Below are 17,404 nucleotides of genomic sequence, written 5' to 3'. Positions count from 1 at the left end.
GAGATGAGGACGCACGACATGCGCACGGCCAGCACCGGGCAGGTCCTGTACGACACCACCGCGACACGGGCCAGCGCGCTCGTGCTGCGCGCCTACTCCACGTCCTTCGGCATGGGCACGCGGCTGCTCGGCGCCCGTACGCGCGACGACATCCGCGCGATCTACGCGCTCGTGCGGCTCGCCGACGAGGTCGTCGACACCTACCGGGGCCCCGACGCGGGGGCCGAGCTCGACGAGCTCGAGGAGCAGGTCGCGCGGGCCCTGCGCACCGAGTACTCCACCAACGTCGTCGTCCACGCGTTCGCCCGCACCGCCCGCCGCGTCGGCATCGGGCACGCCGAGGTCGACCCGTTCTTCGCCTCGATGCGCGCCGACCTCACGGTCCGCACGCACGACCGCGAGAGCTACGAGCGGTACGTCTACGGCTCGGCCGAGGTGGTCGGCGTGATGTGCCTGCGCGCGTTCCTCGACGCCGAGCGGCGACCCGGCGACCCGCCCGTCGAGCCCGACCCCGCAGCCGTCGACGGTGCGCGGGCGCTCGGGGCGGCGTTCCAGAAGATCAACTTCCTGCGCGACCTCGCCACCGACAGCGACGACCTCGGCCGCGCGTACCTGCCGGGTGTGGACCCGGAGCACCTCACGGCCGACGACGTGCGGTCGGTGCTCGGCGAGATCGGCGGTGACCTCGCCCGGGCGCGCGCCGCGCTGCCGCTGCTGCCGACGCGCGCGCGGTGCGCGGTCGCCGCGACGACGGCCCTCTACGACCGTCTGCTGGCGGACCTCGCCGCGACGCCCGTCGCGACGCTGCGCACCCGTCGGGTGCGCGTGCCGGGACCGGTCAAGGCCGTCGTCGTCGCACGCGCGGTCGCCGGCGTGCTCGCGGACGAGGCCGGCAGCCGCGCACGCGCCGGGCGCGCGGCGGTCGCCCGATGAGCGCGCCGGTCCGCGTCGTCGTCGTCGGCGGCGGCGTCGGCGGCCTGGCGACCGCCGCGCTGCTCGCCCGCGGCGGCGCGCAGGTGACGCTGCTGGAGCAGTCCGCGCAGCTCGGCGGCCGCGCCGGGACCTGGGAGGTCGACGGCTTCCGGTTCGACACCGGGCCGTCGTGGTGGTTCATGCCCGAGGTGTTCGAGCACACGTTCGCCCTGCTCGGTCGACGGTTGTCCGACCACGTCGAGCTGCAGCGGCTCGACCCCGCCTACCGGCTGCACCCCGAGCCCGGCCAGGGCGTCGAGCCGTTCGACGTCGTCGCCGACCCGCTGGTCAACGCCGCGACCTTCGACGGCCTCGAGCCCGGTGCGGGCGCCGCGGTCCGCCGCTACGTCGCCGACGCCGGCGAGGCGTACCGCACCGCGCTCGACCACTTCCTCTACACGACGTTCGAGCGACCCGACCGCGCGCTGTCGCGCGACGTGCTGCGCCGCTCCGGCACCCTCGCACGCCTGCTCACCGAGTCCCTCGCGGACCGGATCGCCCGCACGGTCGAGCACCCCGTGCTGCGGCAGGTGCTCGGGTACCACGCAGTGTTCCTCGGCTCGTCGCCGTACCGGGTGCCTGCGTTGTACTCGCTCATGAGCCACCTCGACCTCGGCGAGGGCGTGTTCTACCCGCGCGGCGGCATGTACACGCTCGTCGAGGAGCTCGCGAAAGCCGCGGACGAGGAGGGCGTCACCGTGCGCACCGGCGCGCAGGTCGTCGCGATCGAGGTCGACGACGCGCCCCGCTCGGCCCGGCACCCGAGGCGGCGGGGCGTCGCGCGCGGCGTGCGGCTGGCCGACGGCACGCTCGTGCCCGCGGACGTCGTCGTCTCGGGCGCCGACCGCCACCACACCGAGACCGCGCTGCTCGGCGCGGAGCACGCGGACCTGCCCGCCGAGGTCTGGGAGGACCGCGGCCCGGGCATCTCCGCGCTGCTGGTCATGGCCGGCGTGCGCGGCGAGCTGCCCGAGCTGCGGCACCACTCGCTGTTCTTCACGCAGGACTGGCCCGGCAACTTCGACGCGATCCTCGGACCCGGCCGCGCGTCGCAGCCGGCCGACCTGCACGTGCCGGACGTGGCGTCGCTGTACGTCTCGCGCACCACCGCGAGCGACCCCACGGCCGCCCCGCCCGGGCACGAGAACCTCTTCGTCCTGGTGCCGTTCCCCGCGGACCCCGCGATCGGCACGCGCCCCGGCGAGCTCGACGCGCACGCCGACCGGTACCTCGACCAGATCGCCGCGTGGGCGGGCGTGCCCGACCTGCGCGAGCGGGTCGTCGTGCGGCGCGTCGTGGGCCCGGCGGACTTCGCGCGCGACCTGCACGCGTGGCGCGGCACCGCCCTGGGCATGGAGCACACGCTGCGCCAGTCCGCGATGTTCCGGCCCGGCGTGGCGTCGCGGCGCGTGCCCAACCTGCTGCACGTCGGCGGCGGCACCGTGCCCGGCGTCGGGCTGCCCATGGTGCTCATCGGCGCCGAGCTCGTCGCCAAGCGCCTGCTCGGCGAGCGGTCCGCCCGTCCGCTGCCCGCGCCGCTGCGCCCGGGCTACCTCGCCGCCGCGCTGCCGCGCGGGCTGTGGTCGGACGTCACGGCGGGGCGTGCATGACCGGGTTGATGTACCTCGGGGCCCTGCTGGTGTCCCTCGCGGGCCTGGCCGTGCTCGACCGCCGGTTCCGGCTCGCGTTCTGGTACGACGCGCGGCGAGCGAGCTGGACGGTGGGGCTCTCGGTCGTCGGGTTCCTGCTGTGGGACCTCGCCGGGCTCGCGCTCGGGATCTTCGCGCGCGGCGACTCCCCGCACATGACCGGCATCCTGCTGGCACCCGAGCTTCCGATCGAGGAGGCGTTCTTCCTGGCGCTGCTCAGCTATGTGGGCCTGCTCGCGTGGCGCTGGTTCGACACGACCTGGGCGCAGCGGGAGGCGGGGCGGCGCGCGCTCGCGCAGGCGCGCGACGCGCAGCGTGCGCCGGACGCACGAGGCGCGGACGGGAGCGCGCCGTGACGAACATCGTGCTCAACGTGCTCGTGCTCGTGGTGCTCGGAGCGGTGTCGTGGCCCGTGCTGCGCCGCCTGCGCGGCTGGCCCCTGGTGTGGGCGTCGGTGCACCTGTGCGTGCTCACCGCCGTGTTCGACACCCTGATGATCGACGTCGGGCTCTACGTGTTCGACCCCGACAAGATCCTCGGCGTGCACGTGTGGGGCGCCCCGCTCGAGGACTTCGCGTACGCGCTCGCCGCGGCCGTGCTCGTGCCCGTGCTGTGGACGGTGCTGGGGCGGTCACGTCGGACGTCGTCGCACGCCGACGCGCCCGTCGCGGACCTGCCCGTCGGTGGGGAGGCCTGATGCGCGAGGTGCTCGCGGCGTCGCGGCCGTTCTCCTGGGTGAACACCGCCTTCCCGTTCGCCGCGGGCTGGCTCATGGTCACCGACGGGCTCGTGGACGTCCGGCTCGTCGTCGGCACGATCTTCTTCCTGGTGCCGTACAACCTGCTGATGTACGGGGTCAACGACGTCTTCGACTACGCGTCGGACCTGGCGAACCCGCGCAAGGGCGGCATCGAGGGCGGTCTGGTCGACCCGTCGCGGGCGCGCGCCGTGCACCGCCGGATCCTCGTCGCGTGCGTCGTCACGACCGTGCCGTTCGTGGTGTGGCTGCTCGCGCTCGGGTCGCCGCTCGCAGGGCTCGTGCTGCTCGTCGTGGTGTTCGACGTCGTCGCCTACTCCGCGCCGCGGCTGCGGTTCAAGGAGCGGCCCGTCCTGGACTCGCTGTCGTCGTCGGTGCACTTCGTGGGGCCGCTGCTGTACGCGCTCGTCCTCGCCGACGCCGACCTCGCGGCGCGCAGCACGTGGCCCGTGCTGGTCGCGTTCCTGCTGTGGGGCATGGCGTCGCACGCGTTCGGCGCGGTCCAGGACGTGCGTGCCGACCGCGCCGGCGGTCTCGCGTCGGTCGCGACCGTGCTGGGTGCGCGGCCCACGGTGCTCGGTGCCACCGCCGCCTACGTCGTCGCCGCCGCGGTGCTGCTCGCACTGCCGTGGCCCGGTGTGCTGGCCGCGCTGCTCCCGCTGCCGTACGCCGTCAGCACGTGGCGCTTCCGCGGCGTCACCGACGACGACTGCGAGCGGGCCAACGCGGGGTGGCGCACGTTCCTGTGGCTCAACCTCGTCACCGGGTTCCTCGTGACGATGCTGCTCATCGCTGTCGCGCTGACCTGAGCCGGGCTCCCGCACCGCGCGTCGTCCTTTTCGTACGGTTCGTCCGGCGCTACCGTCAGCGTGGTGCGTCACCCACGCGGGGGCCGGGGGCGGCGCCCGGGGAGACGCATGCGAGCGGCCGACGACGTGCCCGCGAGCACCGGAGCAGTCCCGGTGCTGCGCGCCCGCCTGGCGCGCCCGGAACCGACCGGGCTGCGCCGGCCGCGGCTGCTGGCCCGGCTCGTCGGCGCCGCGGCGCCGCCGCTCGTCGCCGTGGTCGCCGGCCCGGGGTGCGGCAAGACGACGCTGCTGGCGCACGTCGCGGAGGCCGCGGGCCTGCCCGTCGCGTGGGTGACCCTCGACCCCGCGCTCGACGACCCGCAGGTGCTGCTGCGGCACCTGCACGTCGCGTGCGCGGCCCTGCCGTGGCGCGGACCGCACGAGCCGTGGCCCACCGCGGACGCCGCGCTCGCCGCGCTCGGTGACGGCCTCGCGGGCCCGGCGCTGCTCGTGCTCGACGACGTGCACACGGCCGAGCGGCGCCGTGCCGCGCAGGTCGTCGACCTGCTCGTGCGCCACCAGCCCGCCGGTCTGCAGCTCGCGCTCGGCAGCCGCGGCCTGCACCCCGGCGTGCCGAGCAGGGGGCTCGCGGGCACGGCGCGCGTCGTCGACGGCGAGGCGCTGCGCTTCCGCACGTGGGAGGTCGACGAGTTGTTCCGCGGGCACCACGCGACGCCGCTGCCCGCGGCGGAGGTCGCCGAGCTCACGCAGCGCACGCACGGCTGGGCGGCAGGTCTCGAGCTGTTCCACCTGGCCACGCGTGACCGGCCGGCGAGCTCGCGCACCCGCCTGCTGGAGCGTGCGGGACGCGGTCCCGCGGTGGCCGACTACCTCGCGGGCCACGTGCTCGACCCGCTGCCGGTCTCGCTGCGCGAGTTCCTCGTGCGCACGTCCGTCCTGGGGCGCCTGTCCGCCGAGCGGTGCGACGCGCTGCTCGGCACCGACGGCGCCGCCCGGATGCTCGCCGCGGCGCACCGCCACGGGTTGCTCACGGCGGTCGACGACGCCGGCGGCACGCGCTACGCCTGCCACGAGGTGGTGCGCGGGTACCTGCTCGACACGCTCGCCGAGCGGGCGGGCGGGGCCGTCGCGCGCGAGCTGCACCGACGGGCGGCAGCTCTCGCGCTCGCCGCCGGCGAGCACGACGAGGCCGTGCGCTCGTCGTGCCGTGCGCAGGACGAGGACGCCGTGCGCCGCGTCCTGCACCTGGCCGGGGAGGACCTCGCGCGCCGTCCCGGGCCGTGGCTCGACCTCCTGCCGGACGCGGTCCGCGACGACGACCCGTGGGTCGCGGTCGCGGTCGCGCGCCGTCACCTCGCCGAGGGCGTGCCGGAGCGGGCCCTGGCGGCCTACGGGGACGCCGCGGAGCGCGCGGCGACCGCTGCCGACCGGACGCTCGTGATCCGGGAGTGCCACCTGGTCCGCACGTGGGCGGAGCCGTCGCCGGGTGCGCCGACGTACTGGGTCGCGCTGGTGCGCCGCGCACTGGCCCGGCCGCGCGACTGCCTCGCGGCGGACGTCGCCGCGCACGACGTGGGTCGTGCACTCGCGCCCGCCGTCGCCGCGCTCGTGGGCGGCGACGTACGGGACGCGGCGCGCCGGTTCGCCGTGGTGCACAGGCGTGCCGGGACCCCGCCGGTCGTGGAGGCGCTCGCGCTGCTGGGCGAGGCCGCGGCCCTCACGCTCGTGCACGACCGTGGCGCGCGTGACGCGCGGGAGCGCGCGCACACCGCCGCCGGGCTGCTCGGTGCGCCCGCGCTGGAGCGGCTGGCGGACGGCCTCGACCTCGCGGCCGACCCGGCGGTCGGCGACGGGCTGCGTCACCTGCGCGAGCGTTGCACGGGCGTCGGCGACACGTGGGGTGCGGCCGTCCTCGGGCTGCTCGACGCCCTGCGGGCCGTCACCGCGGTCCCGTCGCGCCGCCGCGCCGTGGTGGTCGCGCGGGACGCGGCCGACGAGCTCGAGGCGCTGGGAGCGCCCGCGCTGGCGGCGTGGGCCCGCGCGGCGGGTGCCGTGGTCCGTGCCCGCTGCGGCGACGGTCCGCCGCCCGACGGGCTCGAGGCCGACGCGGCGCGCAGCGGTCCGGTGCCGCTCGCGCTCGTCCTCGCCGTGCTCGACGCGCCGCGGGACCGCTGGGGTCGGGCGGCACGCGCCGCGGGGGTCCCCGGGTGGGTGCGGCTCGTCGCGCACCGTGCGGCCACCCGCACGGCACCTGCGCCCCCGATCCCCGTCGCCGGTACGCCCGCGGCCGCCGCCGCGACCGCAGCGGGCGGTACGGCCGTGCTGCGGGCGCTCGACGTGCAGTGCCTGGGGACGTTCCGGCTGACCGTCGCCGGGGTCGCTGTGCCGACCGCCGGACTGCGTCCGCAGCACGCGGCACTGCTGCGCGCGCTGGCGCTGGCCGCGCCCGCTCCCGTGCACCGCGACCGCCTCGTCGAGTGGTTCTGGCCCGGTCGGCTGCCCTCGCGGGGGCAGCACTCCCTGCAGGTCGCCGTCAGCGACGTGCGGCGCGCGCTCGACGCGGCGAGCCCGGGTGCCGGGGCGGTGCTGCGTCGCGTCGACCAGGGGTACGCGCTCGAGGGGGGCGGGACCACCGTGCACGACGTGCGGGCGCTCGAGGACGCGCTGCGCGCGGCGGACGTCGCGCTCGACAGGGGTGACGAGGCCGCGGCGCTCGTCGCCCTGCGTCGCGTCGTGGCGGACGGTGCGGCTGAGCTGCTGCCGCAGGACGGGACGGCCGAGTGGGTGCTCGGGCCGCGCGAGCGGCTGCGCGCCGCGGTGGTGCGGGCGTGCGCGGCGCTCGCGGACCTGCTGGCGGCGCGGGGCGACGCGTCGGGTGCCCTCGCGGCCGTGCGCCGCGGCCTCGCGCTCGACCGGTACCAGGACGACCTGTGGCGCCGCCTCGTCAGAGGGCTCGCCGCCGACGGCCGCCCGGCGGCGGCAGCTGCGGCCCGCCGCGAGTACGCCGCGGTGCTCAGCGAGCTGGGTGTCGCGTCCGGCACGCCGCCCGCGCTGCGGGCCGGTGCTGCGACGCACGTGCTGCCCACCCTCACGGGGCGCTGAGCCCCTGCCGGGCGGTCAGATCAGGCCGTGGCGGACGGCGAACGCGACCGCGTGGGTGCGGTTGCGCAGGCCGAAGCGGCGCGTGAGGTCCTGCACCACGACCTTCACCGTGCGCTCGGAGTACGAGAGCCGCCGTGCGATCTCTCGCGTGTCCGCGCCGTCGCCCAGCAGCCGCAGCACCTGGCGCTCACGCTCGTCGACGCCCGTGAGCGCCAGGACCTGGCCCGGGGCCCGCCCGGTGGACGCGGTGCGCGGGCCCGACGTGGTACCCGGGGCCGGGGTGGCGCGCGGCGCCCGCGTCGCGGGCGCGGCGGGGGTGCGGGGGAGCAGTGCGGCGAGCAGGTCGACGGGCACGACGGCCTCGCCCGACGCGACCGCGTGCAGCAGCGCGCCGACGCTCTCGACGGTGGCCTCGCGGCGTCGCAGCACGCCGACGGCACCGGCCTGCACGACCAGCGCGACGGCCTCGGTGCTCACCTCGCCGGCCACCAGCACCGGGCGGCACCCGGGACGCGCGGCGAGGCGGCGCACGGCGTCGACCGCACGCGCGGTGACGGCCTCGAGGACGAAGACGACCTCGGCCTGCGCGAGGTCGGTGGGCCGGTCGACCTCGACGTGCTCGACCTGCACGTCGGCGAGGCCGTCCATGATGGCGCGCAGGCCGGCGCGGGTCAGCACGTCGCCACCCTGGACGGCGACGCGCAGGCGCAGCGCGGTCCCCGCGGGGCGGGCGGACTCGAGCGGGCGCAGCGTGCGCACGGACGCGGTGGTCATGGCGAGGAGCGTCGCGCCACCGTCTCAACGCGTCCTCCGCACCCGCTCAACAGGCGCTCAACGTGCGGGGTTTCACCCGCTTCGGGCGGTGTGTCCGCCCGCGTCCGTGCCGAGGCGGCCTCAACGGCCCTGGTGGACGGCCTCGCCGGCGATCTCGATGCGCACCTTCTTGCCGACGAGCCAGCCGCCGGCCTCGAGGGCGACGTTCCACACGAGGCCGAACTCCTCGCGGTCGATGTCCGTCGTGGCGTGGAACCCGAAGATGTCCTGGCCGAACGGGTCGCGGCGCGCGCCGCCGAAGTCCATCCGCAGCGTGACCTCGCGCGTCACGCCCTTGACGCGCAGGTCGCCGCGCACGTCGAACTTCATGCGGTTGAGGTCGGCACGCTCGATCGTGTCGGGTGAGACGCGGCGGCGGTCGGCGTTGTGGTTGCGCAGCCGCGCCCACTTCAGGATCGCGTCCTGCTCGCCGCGCCACGCGACCTCGGTGCTGCGGAACTCGATCGTCGGGTACTGCTCGACGTCGAGGAAGTCGGCGCTGCGCAGGTGCGTGTCACGGTCGTCGTGGTGCGTCGTGAGGCTGTCGGTCGCGATCACCGCGGTGACCGACGAGTGCAGCGGGTCCTCCCCGACGAAGATCGTCGCCACGGCGTGCGCGAACTCGCCGCGCACCGGGCTGACCATCATGTGCTGCGCCACGAAGCCGATCCGCTTGTGTGCCGGGTCCAGCTCGTACGTGCCCGGGTCAGGGATCGTCAGGCCGTTCCACTGGCGGACGGGCCGGTCCGCGGTCCGGGTCGGCTCGGTCATTCGTCGTCCCCATGTCGATCGTCGTTCCGGACGCCGTACGCGGCATGCCCCCTGCCACGGCCGTCGGAGAAGATTCAACCATCACCTGGGCGAAACGTCCCATTCCGGAACGTTTCGGCCGTGGTGCGCGGCTCGGCGTCAGCGCGCCAGGACGTCGCGCACCGTCGGTGCGTCCAGGGCCGTGTGCTCCACGACGACCGGGTCGCCGGCGCTCACCGCGCCGGTCTGCACGACGCGGAGGTACGCCCCCACGCGCCCGGTGTCCCGGAAGCGCCGGACCCACCCACGCTCCGCGTCGCCCCCGACCCACCGGCCGAACGTCGCGCACGGCACGCGTGGTCCGGTGACCTCCAGCACCACGTGCTCGCCCACGCGCCAGCGGTCGCCCACACGCGCGACGCTCGGGTCCAGCCCGGCGACCCGCAGGTTCTCGCCGAACCAGCCGTGGGTCAGGTCGCGGCCCAGCTCCGTGGCCCACCACACCGCGTCGTCCTCGCCGTACGCATACACGGCGCGCTCCTCGCCGCCGTGGTCCCGGCGGTCCGCCTGCACGTCGCCGCGCAGGCCGTACCGCCCGACGCGCACGGGTCCGTCGACGGGCCTCTTGTCGATCGCGGTCACGCCGACCGAGCCGGGGTCCGGGAGCAGGGCGTGCACGACGCACACGGCGAGCAGGTGGGGCATCGCGACAGCCTAGGGCCGGCCGCCCCGTCGGCCGGACGGCTGGAAGGTCGACTCCGAACGGGTGGTCCGGGCGACCCGCGACGCGAACCGGACATACCCGGCAATACGCTCGGCGGTGACGGCGTCCCCGACACCGAGAGCGACCATGACCCAGTACCGACCGCCCCGGCCGCAGGACCTCCTGCCGACCTCGCAGCCGCGTCCCGGCAGCGCCGCGGTCCGCGCGCTCGTCGCGGGGCGCCGTGTCCTGGTGACCGGTGCCGCCGGGTCCGTCGGCGGTGCGCTCGTGCGGCGCCTCGTGCCGCTGCGTCCCGCCGCCGTGCACCTGCTCGACGTCGACGAGAGCCGACTGCACGCGCAGCAGCTGGAGCTCACCGGCGGCGGCTTCACCCCCGGCTCCCCGGTGCTGCTCGCGGACGTGCGCGACGCGCGCGCCCTCGACGCGGCCTTCGCGCGCGCCGAGCCCGACGTCGTGCTGCACGCGGCCGCGCTCAAGCACGTCGCGCTGCTCGAGCAGTTCGGCTGCGCAGGCGTCCTCACCAACGTGTGGGGCACGCAGAACGTCGTGCGTGCCTCCCACGCGCACGGCGTGCACGCGCTGCTGCACGTCTCCAGCGACAAGGCGGCCGACCCCACGACCGTCCTCGGTGCGACGCAGCGGCTCGCCGAGCTCGTCGTGCGCGACCAGGGCGGCCTGCGCAGCGCGTCGGTGCGGTTCGGCACCGCGTTGGGCAGCCGCGGGTCGTTCTGGGACACCCTCGTCCACCAGACCGCCGCCGGCCTGCCCGTCACCGTGACCGATCCCGACGCGACGCGCTCCCTGCTGACGCTCGACGCGGCCGCGGCGCTCCTCCTGGAGGTCGCGGTGCTGGCGCGCGGCGGTGAGACGTACGCCGTCGACACCGGCGAGCGCGTGCGCGTCGTCGACCTCGTGCACCGGTACGCGCAGGCCGCCGGGCTGCCGGTGCCGCAGATCTCGGTCACCGGTCTGCACCCCGGGGAGAAGCGGCACGAGACGCTCGTCGCGGACAGCGAGCGGTGGCGGCCCACGGACCTCGACGGCGTCCTGCGGAGCGGCGCCGCACCGCGCTCACCGGGGTTCGACCGCGTCCTGTCCCGGCTCTACGCGGCGGCCGACGACGCGGACGAGGCGGGCGTGCGGCGACTGCTCGGGGAGCAGTTCGCCGGGCTGCGTGCCCGCCTCGGCGACGACGAGGCGCCCGACGACCACGTCCCACGCAGCGGCCCCGGCCCTGCGCTGCGCGTGCTGGGACCCGTCCCGGCATGACGACGCTCGCGCAGGTCGCGCTGCTGCTCACGCTGCTGGCGGAGCCGCTGCTCGCGCTCGCGGCCGACCTGCGCGCGCACCTGCGCGCCCGGCGCGGGGCCGCCCTCCACGGCCCCGCGCCAGTGCCCGTCGCGGACCTCACGGTGGTGGTGCCCGTGCGCGGCGACGTCCACGAGCTGGAGATGCTCGAGGACCTGCGCGACGAGGGGGAGCGGGTGCTGCTGGTGGCGACCGCCGCGCACCCGTCGGCGTACCTGCGGCGGTTGTGGAGCACCGCGGGGCGGCACGGGTTCCGTGTGCACCTCGTCGGGGCGGCGCGGCGGTCGGGTGGCGCGACGCACGACGGCACCTCGCGCACGGGCCTGCTGCGCGCCGCGCACGACGTCCTCACCAGCGGGTACGTCGTGGTGCTGGATCCCGGCACGTCCCTCGCCCGCCCGCCCGCGCAGCTGGTCGGCGAGCTCGTCGCCGCAGGGCTGGACCTCGCGACGGTCACGACCGACGTGCCGCCGCACGGTGTCCTCGCGCGCCTGCAGGGGGTCGAGGACGCGCTGGTCGCACGTCGGCGGCGACGGGCGCCGTGGCTCGCCCGGGGTGGTGCCCACGTGGCGCGGCGCGCCGTGCACGGTGACCTGCTGCGGCGGCACACGTGCTTCGGACCCGGCGACGAGGCCGAGCTCGCGGTGCTCGCGGCGGCGCGCGGGCTGTGTGTGGGGCACCTCGACGCCCGTGCCCTGGGGCGCGGCACGGGGCGGGTGCGCCACTGGTGGGCCAGGCGTGTGGTGGAGGCTGCCGGAGCGTTCCGGCTCGCGGTGGTCAATGTGCACCTCGCCGTGCGGCACCCGGGGCTGCGCCTCGGTCCGCTCGTCGCGTCGTTCGCGGCGGTCCCGCTGCTGTGGTGGGGCGTGCTGCGTGCGCCGGCGGCGCTCGCGGCCGGGCTGCTGGTGCACGGCCTGCTCAGCGCGGTGCGCACGCGCTCGGGGCCGGACGTCGTCGTGTGGCTGCACCCGGTGCACGTGCTGGTGCGGGCGCTGGTCGTGCTGCCGCTGGGGGTGCTGGTGCACCTGGCCGTGGCGGTGCGCACCGGCCGCTCGGGCGTGCTGCGCGTGCACGACGCCTGGTGGGCCGACGAGATCGCGCGGGAGCAGGTCGTCCGGCGGTTGCCGGGCCCGGGGCCGGCGCGGGCGACGGACTGGTGGGCGCGCCGCTGAGCACGCAGGTCACCGGGTGGCGTGACGAGCGTCACTCCCGGTTCGCCCCGGATCGTCCTGAGGTGCGAGACGCCGGTGTGGTGCGTACGGGCGCGCGGTAGACATCTCGCCATGAGCACTACGGGCGTAGAGGGCCGGTACCGCCGTCGGGCGTCCGTGGTGGTGGCGGCCGTCGTCGGCCTGGTGGTCTCGGGGTGCGGGGACGGCGGGAGCGCTACCACGACCGCCGCGCCGTCGCCTGCGGCCGTCGTACGTGCGGACGGTGCGCCCGTCCCGTCCACGGCCCTGGCCGTCGAGCGCGAGCTGCCCTTCTCCGCCTTCGCCGCGGCCGCCACGCGCGTCCTCGACGGCGGCGAGGCTCTCGGCGAGGCGGAGTTCCGCGCGGTCGAGGAGCTCGTCGCCGCCTGCATGAAGGACGAGGGGTGGGAGTACGTGCCGGCCGAGTACCGGGAGCCGGAGGAGCAGATGACGTGGCGCTCCGGTGTCGTCTGGATGCCCGTGCTCCCCGCCGACCGCGCGGACGCCGAGAGGTTCGGCTACGGCACCGACGACGTCGAGGCGGGCGAGGCCGAGCTGGCCGCCATGGAGGAGGTCGACGTCAACAACGCCTACCTGGCGGACCTGGCCCCGTCCGCCCAGGAGGCGTACCTGGAGTCGATGGGCGGCGCCTCGGAGAGCGACCTCGGGTGCCACGGGCAGGCCGTGCTCGAGGTGGTCGGCGCACAGCCCACGACGTCCGACGTGTCGCAGACCCACCGCGAGATCGTCTCCCAGATGCAGCTCGTCGCGGCGTGGGGGGTCGACGCCGACCCGGAGGGTGCCGCGCTCCTCGAGGAGTGGGCGCAGTGCATGGAGGATGCCGGGTACGACGTCCGCAGGCCTGACGACGACCTCGGGGTCGGCTGGCCCGGTGGGCCCCTGCAGGCGTTCGACCTGGCGATCGGCACCGCCGTCGACGGCACGACGGACCCCGCGCACCGCGACATGCCGACCACCGAGATCCCGATCGAGAGCCGCTACCTCGTGGGGTCCGACGCCGAGCACGCCATCGCCGTGGCCGACTACGACTGCCGCGCCGGCACCGATCTCGTCGCCCGCTACGTCGACGTGCTCGCCCGGGTCCAGGCGGACTTCGTCGCCGACCACCGGGACACGCTCGACGAGCTGCTCGCCGCGACGTCCACCGACTAGCGCGTCCACGCGCACAGCCGGCCGGCCACCCGTGGGCCCGTCGGTGCCGAGACGACGCCACGCCGCAGAGCCGCGGCGTGCCGTCGCGGGCTGCCCGGACCTCCCGGGACCCGCACACCGCAGAGGGGAACCACATGAAGAACAAGATCCTGGCCTCGTTCGCCACGGTCCTCGTCGCCGCCGGCGCGCTCGTCGCCACGGCGCCCGCGAGCACCGCGGCAGGCCTGGGCTCCTGCACGGCCTACAAGCAGTACAGCAGCGGTGCGTACGCGCGCTTCGTGCCGGTCAACGGCTCCACGCCGGACTGCATCCTCGGCAAGGGCAACTACGGCAACGCCGTGTGGGCGCTGCAGAAGGCCCTGAAGACGTGCGAGAAGTACTCGCTCGCCGTGGACAAGAGCTTCGGCAACGAGACCCGTGACGTCCTGAAGAAGTTCCAGACGAAGAAGAAGATCGAGGTCGACGGGATCTACGGCCCGGAGACCCGCGGCACGATGCGGTTCTACGGCGGCGAGAGCATGTACGGCTCGATCTGCAACAAGTTCTGACGACGGCGCCGGCCGCCCGCCCCGGTCGAGGGCGCGCGGCCGGCGAGCCGGCCGGGACGCCGTGTCAGACCAGCTGCTCGCGCGGCTCGTCCTGGGGGAGGGCGGACGCCACCGGCTCCGGGACGTCCCGCCGGCGCGTGGCGGCGGTGCGCCCGTGCGTCGCGTACAGCACCAGGCCGGTGAACGTCAGCCCGCCGACCAGGTTGCCCAGGACCGTGGGGATCTCGTTCCACACCAGGTAGTCCATGACCGTGAACTCCCCGCCGAGCATCAGACCGGTCGGGAACAGGAACATGTTGACCACCGAGTGCTCGAAGCCCATCGCGAAGAACAGCATGATCGGCATCCACATCGCGATGGCCTTGCCCGGGACGTCCTTGGCGACCATCGCGCCCACCACGCCCGTCGACACCATCCAGTTGCACAGCACGCCGCGGACGAACAGCGTCAGCATCCCCGCCGCACCGTGCTCGGCGTAGCCCAGCGTGCGGCCCTCGCCGATGTGACCGACCGCGACGCCGACCGCGTCGGGCTCCGTGGAGAACCCGTACGTGAAGACGATCGACATCAGGACCGCGACCGTGAACGCGCCGGCGAAGTTGCCGAGGAACACCAGGCCCCAGTTGCGCAGCACCCCGCGCGCGGTCACCCCGGGCCGCTTGTCCAGCCACGCGAGCGGCGCCAGCACGAACACCCCGGTGAGCAGGTCGTAGCCCAGCAGGTACAGCATGATGAAGCCGACCGGGAACAGCAGCGCCCCGATCAGCGGCGAGCCGGTCTGCACGCTCATGGTGACCGCGAACGCCGCCGCCAGCGTGAGCAGCGCGCCGGCCATGTACGCGCGCAGCAGCGTGTCGCGGGTCGACATGAAGATCTTCGCCTCGCCCGCGTCGACGAGCGACGTGACGAGGTCGGACGGCTTGACGTAGGACATCGGTGGCCCCCGGACGACGGTTCGCGGCCGCGGACGCGGCCGTGCGGGTACCGACGCTAGGAGCGTGCCGTTACGGGGCGGTTCGTCGGCTGTGCCGGTCGGGTTGCCGTCTGCGCTCACCTCGCACGGGCGGGCTGTGAGATGTGCGTCGGACGGGTGCGCGCCCCCTCGACATGCGCGGTGGCCTGCACCGACGTACGGTCGCGGCAGCTCCGGACGCTCCGGCGCGGGACGCGGAGGTGCGGCATGGCGGCGACGGCGGTGCGTGGACTGATCGCGGGACCGGGCGGTGTGGTGCGGGTTCTCGGCGTGCTGAGCGTGCTCGTGGCCCTGGTGCGCAGCCCCGTCGAGGTCGCGCTGTTCGCGCTCGTCCTCGCGGGGCTCGTGGTGCCGCTCGTCGCCAGGGCGTCGCGGACTCTCGACACGGCGTACGGGGTCGGCCTGCTCGTCGCGGCCTGGTCCAGTGCGCTCCAGCTCTACCAGGCGGTCGCGTGGCTCGACCTCGCGGTGCACCTCGTCGTCACGGGTCTCGTCGCGGCTGTCGGGCACCTGCTGCTCGCCCGGTGGACGACCGCCGTCGTCGACCCGCACGCCGCGACCTCGGCTGCCGACAAGGTGGGCGCCGTCGTCGTCACCACGTCGCTGGGCCTCGCGCTCGCCGTGCTGTGGGAGCTGGGGGAGTACGTCGGGCACACGTACCTCGACCCCGAGATCTACGTGGGCTACGCCGACACGATCGGCGACCTGGTGGCCGGCGGCCTGGGCTCGGCGGTCGCGGGCCTCTGGCTCTGCCGCCGTCGGCGCAGCTCGGCCCCCGCTGCCGACGAGCCCGCCGCCACCCACGAGAGTGGTCGCACCGGCGACCACTCCGTCCACGTCCGCGCGCAGGTCTGACCACGTCCCGACCCGCCGCACGCATGATGCGGGCGGTCGGGGAGGATGGCGGTGCCAGTCCTGCCGCCGGAAGGAGACCGCCGTGCCGAAGCCTCCCCTGCCCGCCGACGTCGCCGCGCTGCTCGCGCAGCCGAACCCGGCCGTCATGGCGACGATCCACCCCGACGGGCACCCCGTCACCGTCGCCACGTGGTACCTCGTCGAGGACGACGGCCGCGTGCTGCTCAACCTCGACGCGGCACGCGCGCGCCTGCAGCACCTGCGGGCGCACCCGGAGGTCTCGCTGACGGCGCTGTCGCAGGAGAGCTGGTACACGCACGTCAGCGTGCAGGGCCGCGTCGTGGAGATCGTCGACGACGTCGACCTCGTCGACATCGACCGGCTCTCCACGCACTACGGCGGCGCGCCGTACCCGGTGCGCGACCGCCCGCGCGTGTCCGTGCGCGTCGAGATCGACCACTGGCACGGCTGGGGCGCGGCGAAGCAGGACTGACACCACGGAGCAGTGCTGACGCGACGAGGGAGCGCGACGGGCTCAGACGTCCGTCGTGTACGTCCAGAACTCGTCGTCGCGCTCGAAGCCCTCGGCCACGTACAGCGCCTGCGCGGTGGTGTTGGTCGTCTGCGTCGACAGGCTGATGCGCACCGCGCCGGCCGCGCGCGCGGCCGCCAGCACGGCGCGCACGAGCGCCCGCCCGGCACCCGTGCCGCGGGTCGCGGGGTCGACGAAGAGGTCGTTGAGCACCCACACGCGCGCCATCGAGAGCGACGACCACGTCGGGTAGACCTGCGTGAACCCGACGAGGGCGCCCTCGGCCTCCGCGACCAGCACCACGGAGTCGCCGTCGCGCTGCCGGGCCGCGAGGAAGTCGCGCGCGGCGGCCGGGTCGCCGGGGCGTCCGTAGAACGTCTGGTAGCCGACGAACAGACGGGTCAGGGCGTCGAGGTCGGCGGGCGTCGCGGGGCGCACACGAGTCACAGCGCCGGATCCTGCCGGACCGCGGACGTGCGCGTCGCGGGTGGTCGGCCACCGGGATGATGTCGGCATGCACGCCCCCGACCCGGCCACCGTCGAGCCCGAGCCGCCGCAGGCGGACGTCGCCGCGGCGGGGCACGTCGACCCGCCCGGCGAGGCGCCGTGGGCGATGCAGCTCGTCGTGCACGTCGACAGGGCGGCGCCCCCGTCGCGCACGGCGGTGTGCGCGGCGGCCGCGCGGGCCGTCGTCGCCCTGCTGCACGACCCGCGCGCGGCCGGCGGGTGGGAGCCTGCGATCACGCGGTGGACCGACGGGCGCATCCGCAAGCACGTGCGCCGCGCGACGCGGCCCGCCGCGTGGGAGCGTGCGTCGGTGCTGCCGGGCGTCACGGTCGAGCACGACGGTGCACGCGTGCGGGCCCTCGTGCCGTGCGCGACCGACGACGTGCCGCGCGACGTCGCGCGCCTGCAGCTCACCGGCACCGAGCTGCCCGACCCCGACCCGGTACCGCACGCGGACCCGGTGCCGGACGGGTCGCTGGTCGTCTCGCTCGCACCCGTGCCGCTGATGCCCGCGGGCAAGGCTGCCGCGGCGGTGGGTCATGCTGCGCAGCTCGCGGCCTCCGCGATGCCGGACGCCCGGCGGGTGCGCTGGGCGGCGGACGGCTTCCCGGTGGTGGTCGAGCAGCCGCCGGCCGGTCGGTGGACGGAGCTGACGGCGACCGCGCCCGTGCGCGTCGTCGACGCGGGGCTCACCGTCGTCGCTCCCGGGACGACGACGGCCGTCGCCCGCTGGGCCTGAACC

Annotated in this window: 18 protein-coding genes; 13 read left to right on the top strand and 5 right to left on the bottom strand. The window is 75.9% G+C overall.

Translation table 11 applies throughout. The features are described from left to right. Window positions 1–18 precede the first annotated feature (18 nt). The 6 genes from CFLA_RS20970 to CFLA_RS19155 all read left to right on the top strand — a co-directional run bounded on the left by CFLA_RS20970 (window position 19) and on the right by CFLA_RS19155 (window position 7,289). Window positions 19–933 (top strand): phytoene/squalene synthase family protein, encoded by a 915-nt coding sequence (locus CFLA_RS20970; protein WP_013118107.1) that lies wholly within the window; start codon window positions 19–21, stop codon window positions 931–933. Further along, window positions 930–2,582, top strand: coding sequence for a phytoene desaturase family protein (crtI, locus tag CFLA_RS14610; protein WP_013118106.1), 1,653 nt, complete (start codon window positions 930–932; stop codon window positions 2,580–2,582). The genes CFLA_RS20970 and crtI overlap by 4 nt, the downstream gene beginning before the upstream one ends. Further along, entirely contained in the window at window positions 2,579–2,977 is a 399-nt protein-coding gene (locus tag CFLA_RS14605) for a lycopene cyclase domain-containing protein (RefSeq protein ID WP_013118105.1), read from the top strand. The genes crtI and CFLA_RS14605 overlap by 4 nt, the downstream gene beginning before the upstream one ends. Continuing rightward, window positions 2,974–3,318 carry a lycopene cyclase domain-containing protein gene (locus CFLA_RS14600; RefSeq protein ID WP_013118104.1) on the top strand — a complete coding sequence of 115 codons (345 nt, stop codon included), beginning with the start codon at window positions 2,974–2,976 and terminating at the stop codon, window positions 3,316–3,318. The genes CFLA_RS14605 and CFLA_RS14600 overlap by 4 nt, the downstream gene beginning before the upstream one ends. After that, window positions 3,318–4,187 carry a prenyltransferase gene (locus tag CFLA_RS14595; RefSeq protein ID WP_013118103.1) on the top strand — a complete coding sequence of 290 codons (870 nt, stop codon included), beginning with the start codon at window positions 3,318–3,320 and terminating at the stop codon, window positions 4,185–4,187. Before CFLA_RS14600 ends, CFLA_RS14595 begins: the two co-directional genes overlap by 1 nt. 108 nt (window positions 4,188–4,295) lie before the next feature. Then, on the top strand, window positions 4,296–7,289 hold the full coding sequence (locus tag CFLA_RS19155; RefSeq protein WP_013118102.1) for an AfsR/SARP family transcriptional regulator: 2,994 nt from the start codon (window positions 4,296–4,298) through the stop codon (window positions 7,287–7,289). Window positions 7,290–7,304: 15 nt separating this feature from the next. On the opposite strand, the gene CFLA_RS14585 is transcribed toward CFLA_RS19155, so the two are convergent. The 3 genes from CFLA_RS14585 to CFLA_RS14575 all read right to left on the bottom strand — a co-directional run bounded on the left by CFLA_RS14585 (window position 7,305) and on the right by CFLA_RS14575 (window position 9,557). Continuing rightward, window positions 7,305–8,063, bottom strand: coding sequence for a helix-turn-helix transcriptional regulator (locus CFLA_RS14585; protein ID WP_013118101.1), 759 nt, complete (start codon window positions 8,061–8,063; stop codon window positions 7,305–7,307). Window positions 8,064–8,183: 120 nt separating this feature from the next. Further along, window positions 8,184–8,873 carry a YceI family protein gene (locus CFLA_RS14580; RefSeq protein WP_013118100.1) on the bottom strand — a complete coding sequence of 230 codons (690 nt, stop codon included), beginning with the start codon at window positions 8,871–8,873 and terminating at the stop codon, window positions 8,184–8,186. Between the two features lie 138 nt (window positions 8,874–9,011). Beyond that, complete coding sequence (locus CFLA_RS14575) at window positions 9,012–9,557, bottom strand: MOSC domain-containing protein (protein WP_013118099.1); 546 nt, start codon at window positions 9,555–9,557, stop codon at window positions 9,012–9,014. A gap of 145 nt (window positions 9,558–9,702) precedes the next feature. On the opposite strand from CFLA_RS14575, the gene CFLA_RS14570 reads away from it, so the two are divergent. The 4 genes from CFLA_RS14570 to CFLA_RS14555 all read left to right on the top strand — a co-directional run bounded on the left by CFLA_RS14570 (window position 9,703) and on the right by CFLA_RS14555 (window position 13,795). Further along, complete coding sequence (locus CFLA_RS14570) at window positions 9,703–10,845, top strand: polysaccharide biosynthesis protein (RefSeq protein ID WP_052302729.1); 1,143 nt, start codon at window positions 9,703–9,705, stop codon at window positions 10,843–10,845. Further along, window positions 10,842–12,056, top strand: coding sequence for a hypothetical protein (locus tag CFLA_RS14565; protein WP_013118097.1), 1,215 nt, complete (start codon window positions 10,842–10,844; stop codon window positions 12,054–12,056). Before CFLA_RS14570 ends, CFLA_RS14565 begins: the two co-directional genes overlap by 4 nt. A gap of 111 nt (window positions 12,057–12,167) precedes the next feature. Continuing rightward, a complete protein-coding gene (locus CFLA_RS14560) occupies window positions 12,168–13,247 on the top strand; it encodes a hypothetical protein (protein ID WP_013118096.1) in 1,080 nt (359 codons plus the stop codon). Between the two features lie 134 nt (window positions 13,248–13,381). Next, the gene (locus CFLA_RS14555; protein ID WP_013118095.1) at window positions 13,382–13,795 is read left to right on the top strand and encodes a peptidoglycan-binding domain-containing protein; all 414 of its coding nucleotides are present in this window, start codon (window positions 13,382–13,384) and stop codon (window positions 13,793–13,795) included. Window positions 13,796–13,859: 64 nt separating this feature from the next. Here CFLA_RS14555 and CFLA_RS14550 read toward each other — a convergent pair whose 3' ends face one another. Then, window positions 13,860–14,729, bottom strand: coding sequence for a formate/nitrite transporter family protein (locus tag CFLA_RS14550; RefSeq protein ID WP_013118094.1), 870 nt, complete (start codon window positions 14,727–14,729; stop codon window positions 13,860–13,862). A gap of 246 nt (window positions 14,730–14,975) precedes the next feature. Between CFLA_RS14550 and CFLA_RS14545 the strand changes: the two genes are divergently transcribed. Continuing rightward, window positions 14,976–15,623, top strand: coding sequence for a DUF2238 domain-containing protein (locus CFLA_RS14545; RefSeq protein WP_013118093.1), 648 nt, complete (start codon window positions 14,976–14,978; stop codon window positions 15,621–15,623). Window positions 15,624–15,705: 82 nt separating this feature from the next. After that, window positions 15,706–16,116, top strand: a complete 411-nt coding sequence (locus CFLA_RS14540) for a TIGR03618 family F420-dependent PPOX class oxidoreductase (protein WP_013118092.1) — start codon at window positions 15,706–15,708, stop codon at window positions 16,114–16,116. A gap of 42 nt (window positions 16,117–16,158) precedes the next feature. On the opposite strand, the gene CFLA_RS14535 is transcribed toward CFLA_RS14540, so the two are convergent. Next, window positions 16,159–16,602, bottom strand: coding sequence for a GNAT family N-acetyltransferase (locus CFLA_RS14535; RefSeq protein ID WP_013118091.1), 444 nt, complete (start codon window positions 16,600–16,602; stop codon window positions 16,159–16,161). Window positions 16,603–16,669: 67 nt separating this feature from the next. Between CFLA_RS14535 and CFLA_RS14530 the strand changes: the two genes are divergently transcribed. Further along, window positions 16,670–17,401, top strand: a complete 732-nt coding sequence (locus tag CFLA_RS14530; protein WP_013118090.1) for a hypothetical protein — start codon at window positions 16,670–16,672, stop codon at window positions 17,399–17,401. Window positions 17,402–17,404 lie beyond the last annotated feature (3 nt).

The sequence above is a fragment of the Cellulomonas flavigena DSM 20109 genome, from assembly GCF_000092865.1.
In the GTDB taxonomy this organism is placed as follows: Bacteria; Actinomycetota; Actinomycetes; order Actinomycetales; family Cellulomonadaceae; genus Cellulomonas; species Cellulomonas flavigena.
This window is presented reverse-complemented; position numbering and strand designations above follow the sequence as displayed.

Coding starts and splice junctions, on each gene's coding strand:
- CFLA_RS14575 (WP_013118099.1), bottom strand. CDS start 9,557: ATGCCCCACCTGCTCGCCGTGTGCGTCGTGCACGCCCTGCTCCCGGAC.
- CFLA_RS19155 (WP_013118102.1), top strand. CDS start 4,296: ATGCGAGCGGCCGACGACGTGCCCGCGAGCACCGGAGCAGTCCCGGTG.
- crtI (WP_013118106.1), top strand. CDS start 930: ATGAGCGCGCCGGTCCGCGTCGTCGTCGTCGGCGGCGGCGTCGGCGGC.
- CFLA_RS14565 (WP_013118097.1), top strand. CDS start 10,842: ATGACGACGCTCGCGCAGGTCGCGCTGCTGCTCACGCTGCTGGCGGAG.
- CFLA_RS14530 (WP_013118090.1), top strand. CDS start 16,670: ATGCACGCCCCCGACCCGGCCACCGTCGAGCCCGAGCCGCCGCAGGCG.
- CFLA_RS14605 (WP_013118105.1), top strand. CDS start 2,579: ATGACCGGGTTGATGTACCTCGGGGCCCTGCTGGTGTCCCTCGCGGGC.
- CFLA_RS14545 (WP_013118093.1), top strand. CDS start 14,976: ATGGCGGCGACGGCGGTGCGTGGACTGATCGCGGGACCGGGCGGTGTG.
- CFLA_RS14585 (WP_013118101.1), bottom strand. CDS start 8,063: ATGACCACCGCGTCCGTGCGCACGCTGCGCCCGCTCGAGTCCGCCCGC.
- CFLA_RS14560 (WP_013118096.1), top strand. CDS start 12,168: ATGAGCACTACGGGCGTAGAGGGCCGGTACCGCCGTCGGGCGTCCGTG.
- CFLA_RS20970 (WP_013118107.1), top strand. CDS start 19: ATGCGCACGGCCAGCACCGGGCAGGTCCTGTACGACACCACCGCGACA.
- CFLA_RS14570 (WP_052302729.1), top strand. CDS start 9,703: ATGACCCAGTACCGACCGCCCCGGCCGCAGGACCTCCTGCCGACCTCG.
- CFLA_RS14555 (WP_013118095.1), top strand. CDS start 13,382: ATGAAGAACAAGATCCTGGCCTCGTTCGCCACGGTCCTCGTCGCCGCC.
- CFLA_RS14580 (WP_013118100.1), bottom strand. CDS start 8,873: ATGACCGAGCCGACCCGGACCGCGGACCGGCCCGTCCGCCAGTGGAAC.
- CFLA_RS14595 (WP_013118103.1), top strand. CDS start 3,318: ATGCGCGAGGTGCTCGCGGCGTCGCGGCCGTTCTCCTGGGTGAACACC.
- CFLA_RS14550 (WP_013118094.1), bottom strand. CDS start 14,729: ATGTCCTACGTCAAGCCGTCCGACCTCGTCACGTCGCTCGTCGACGCG.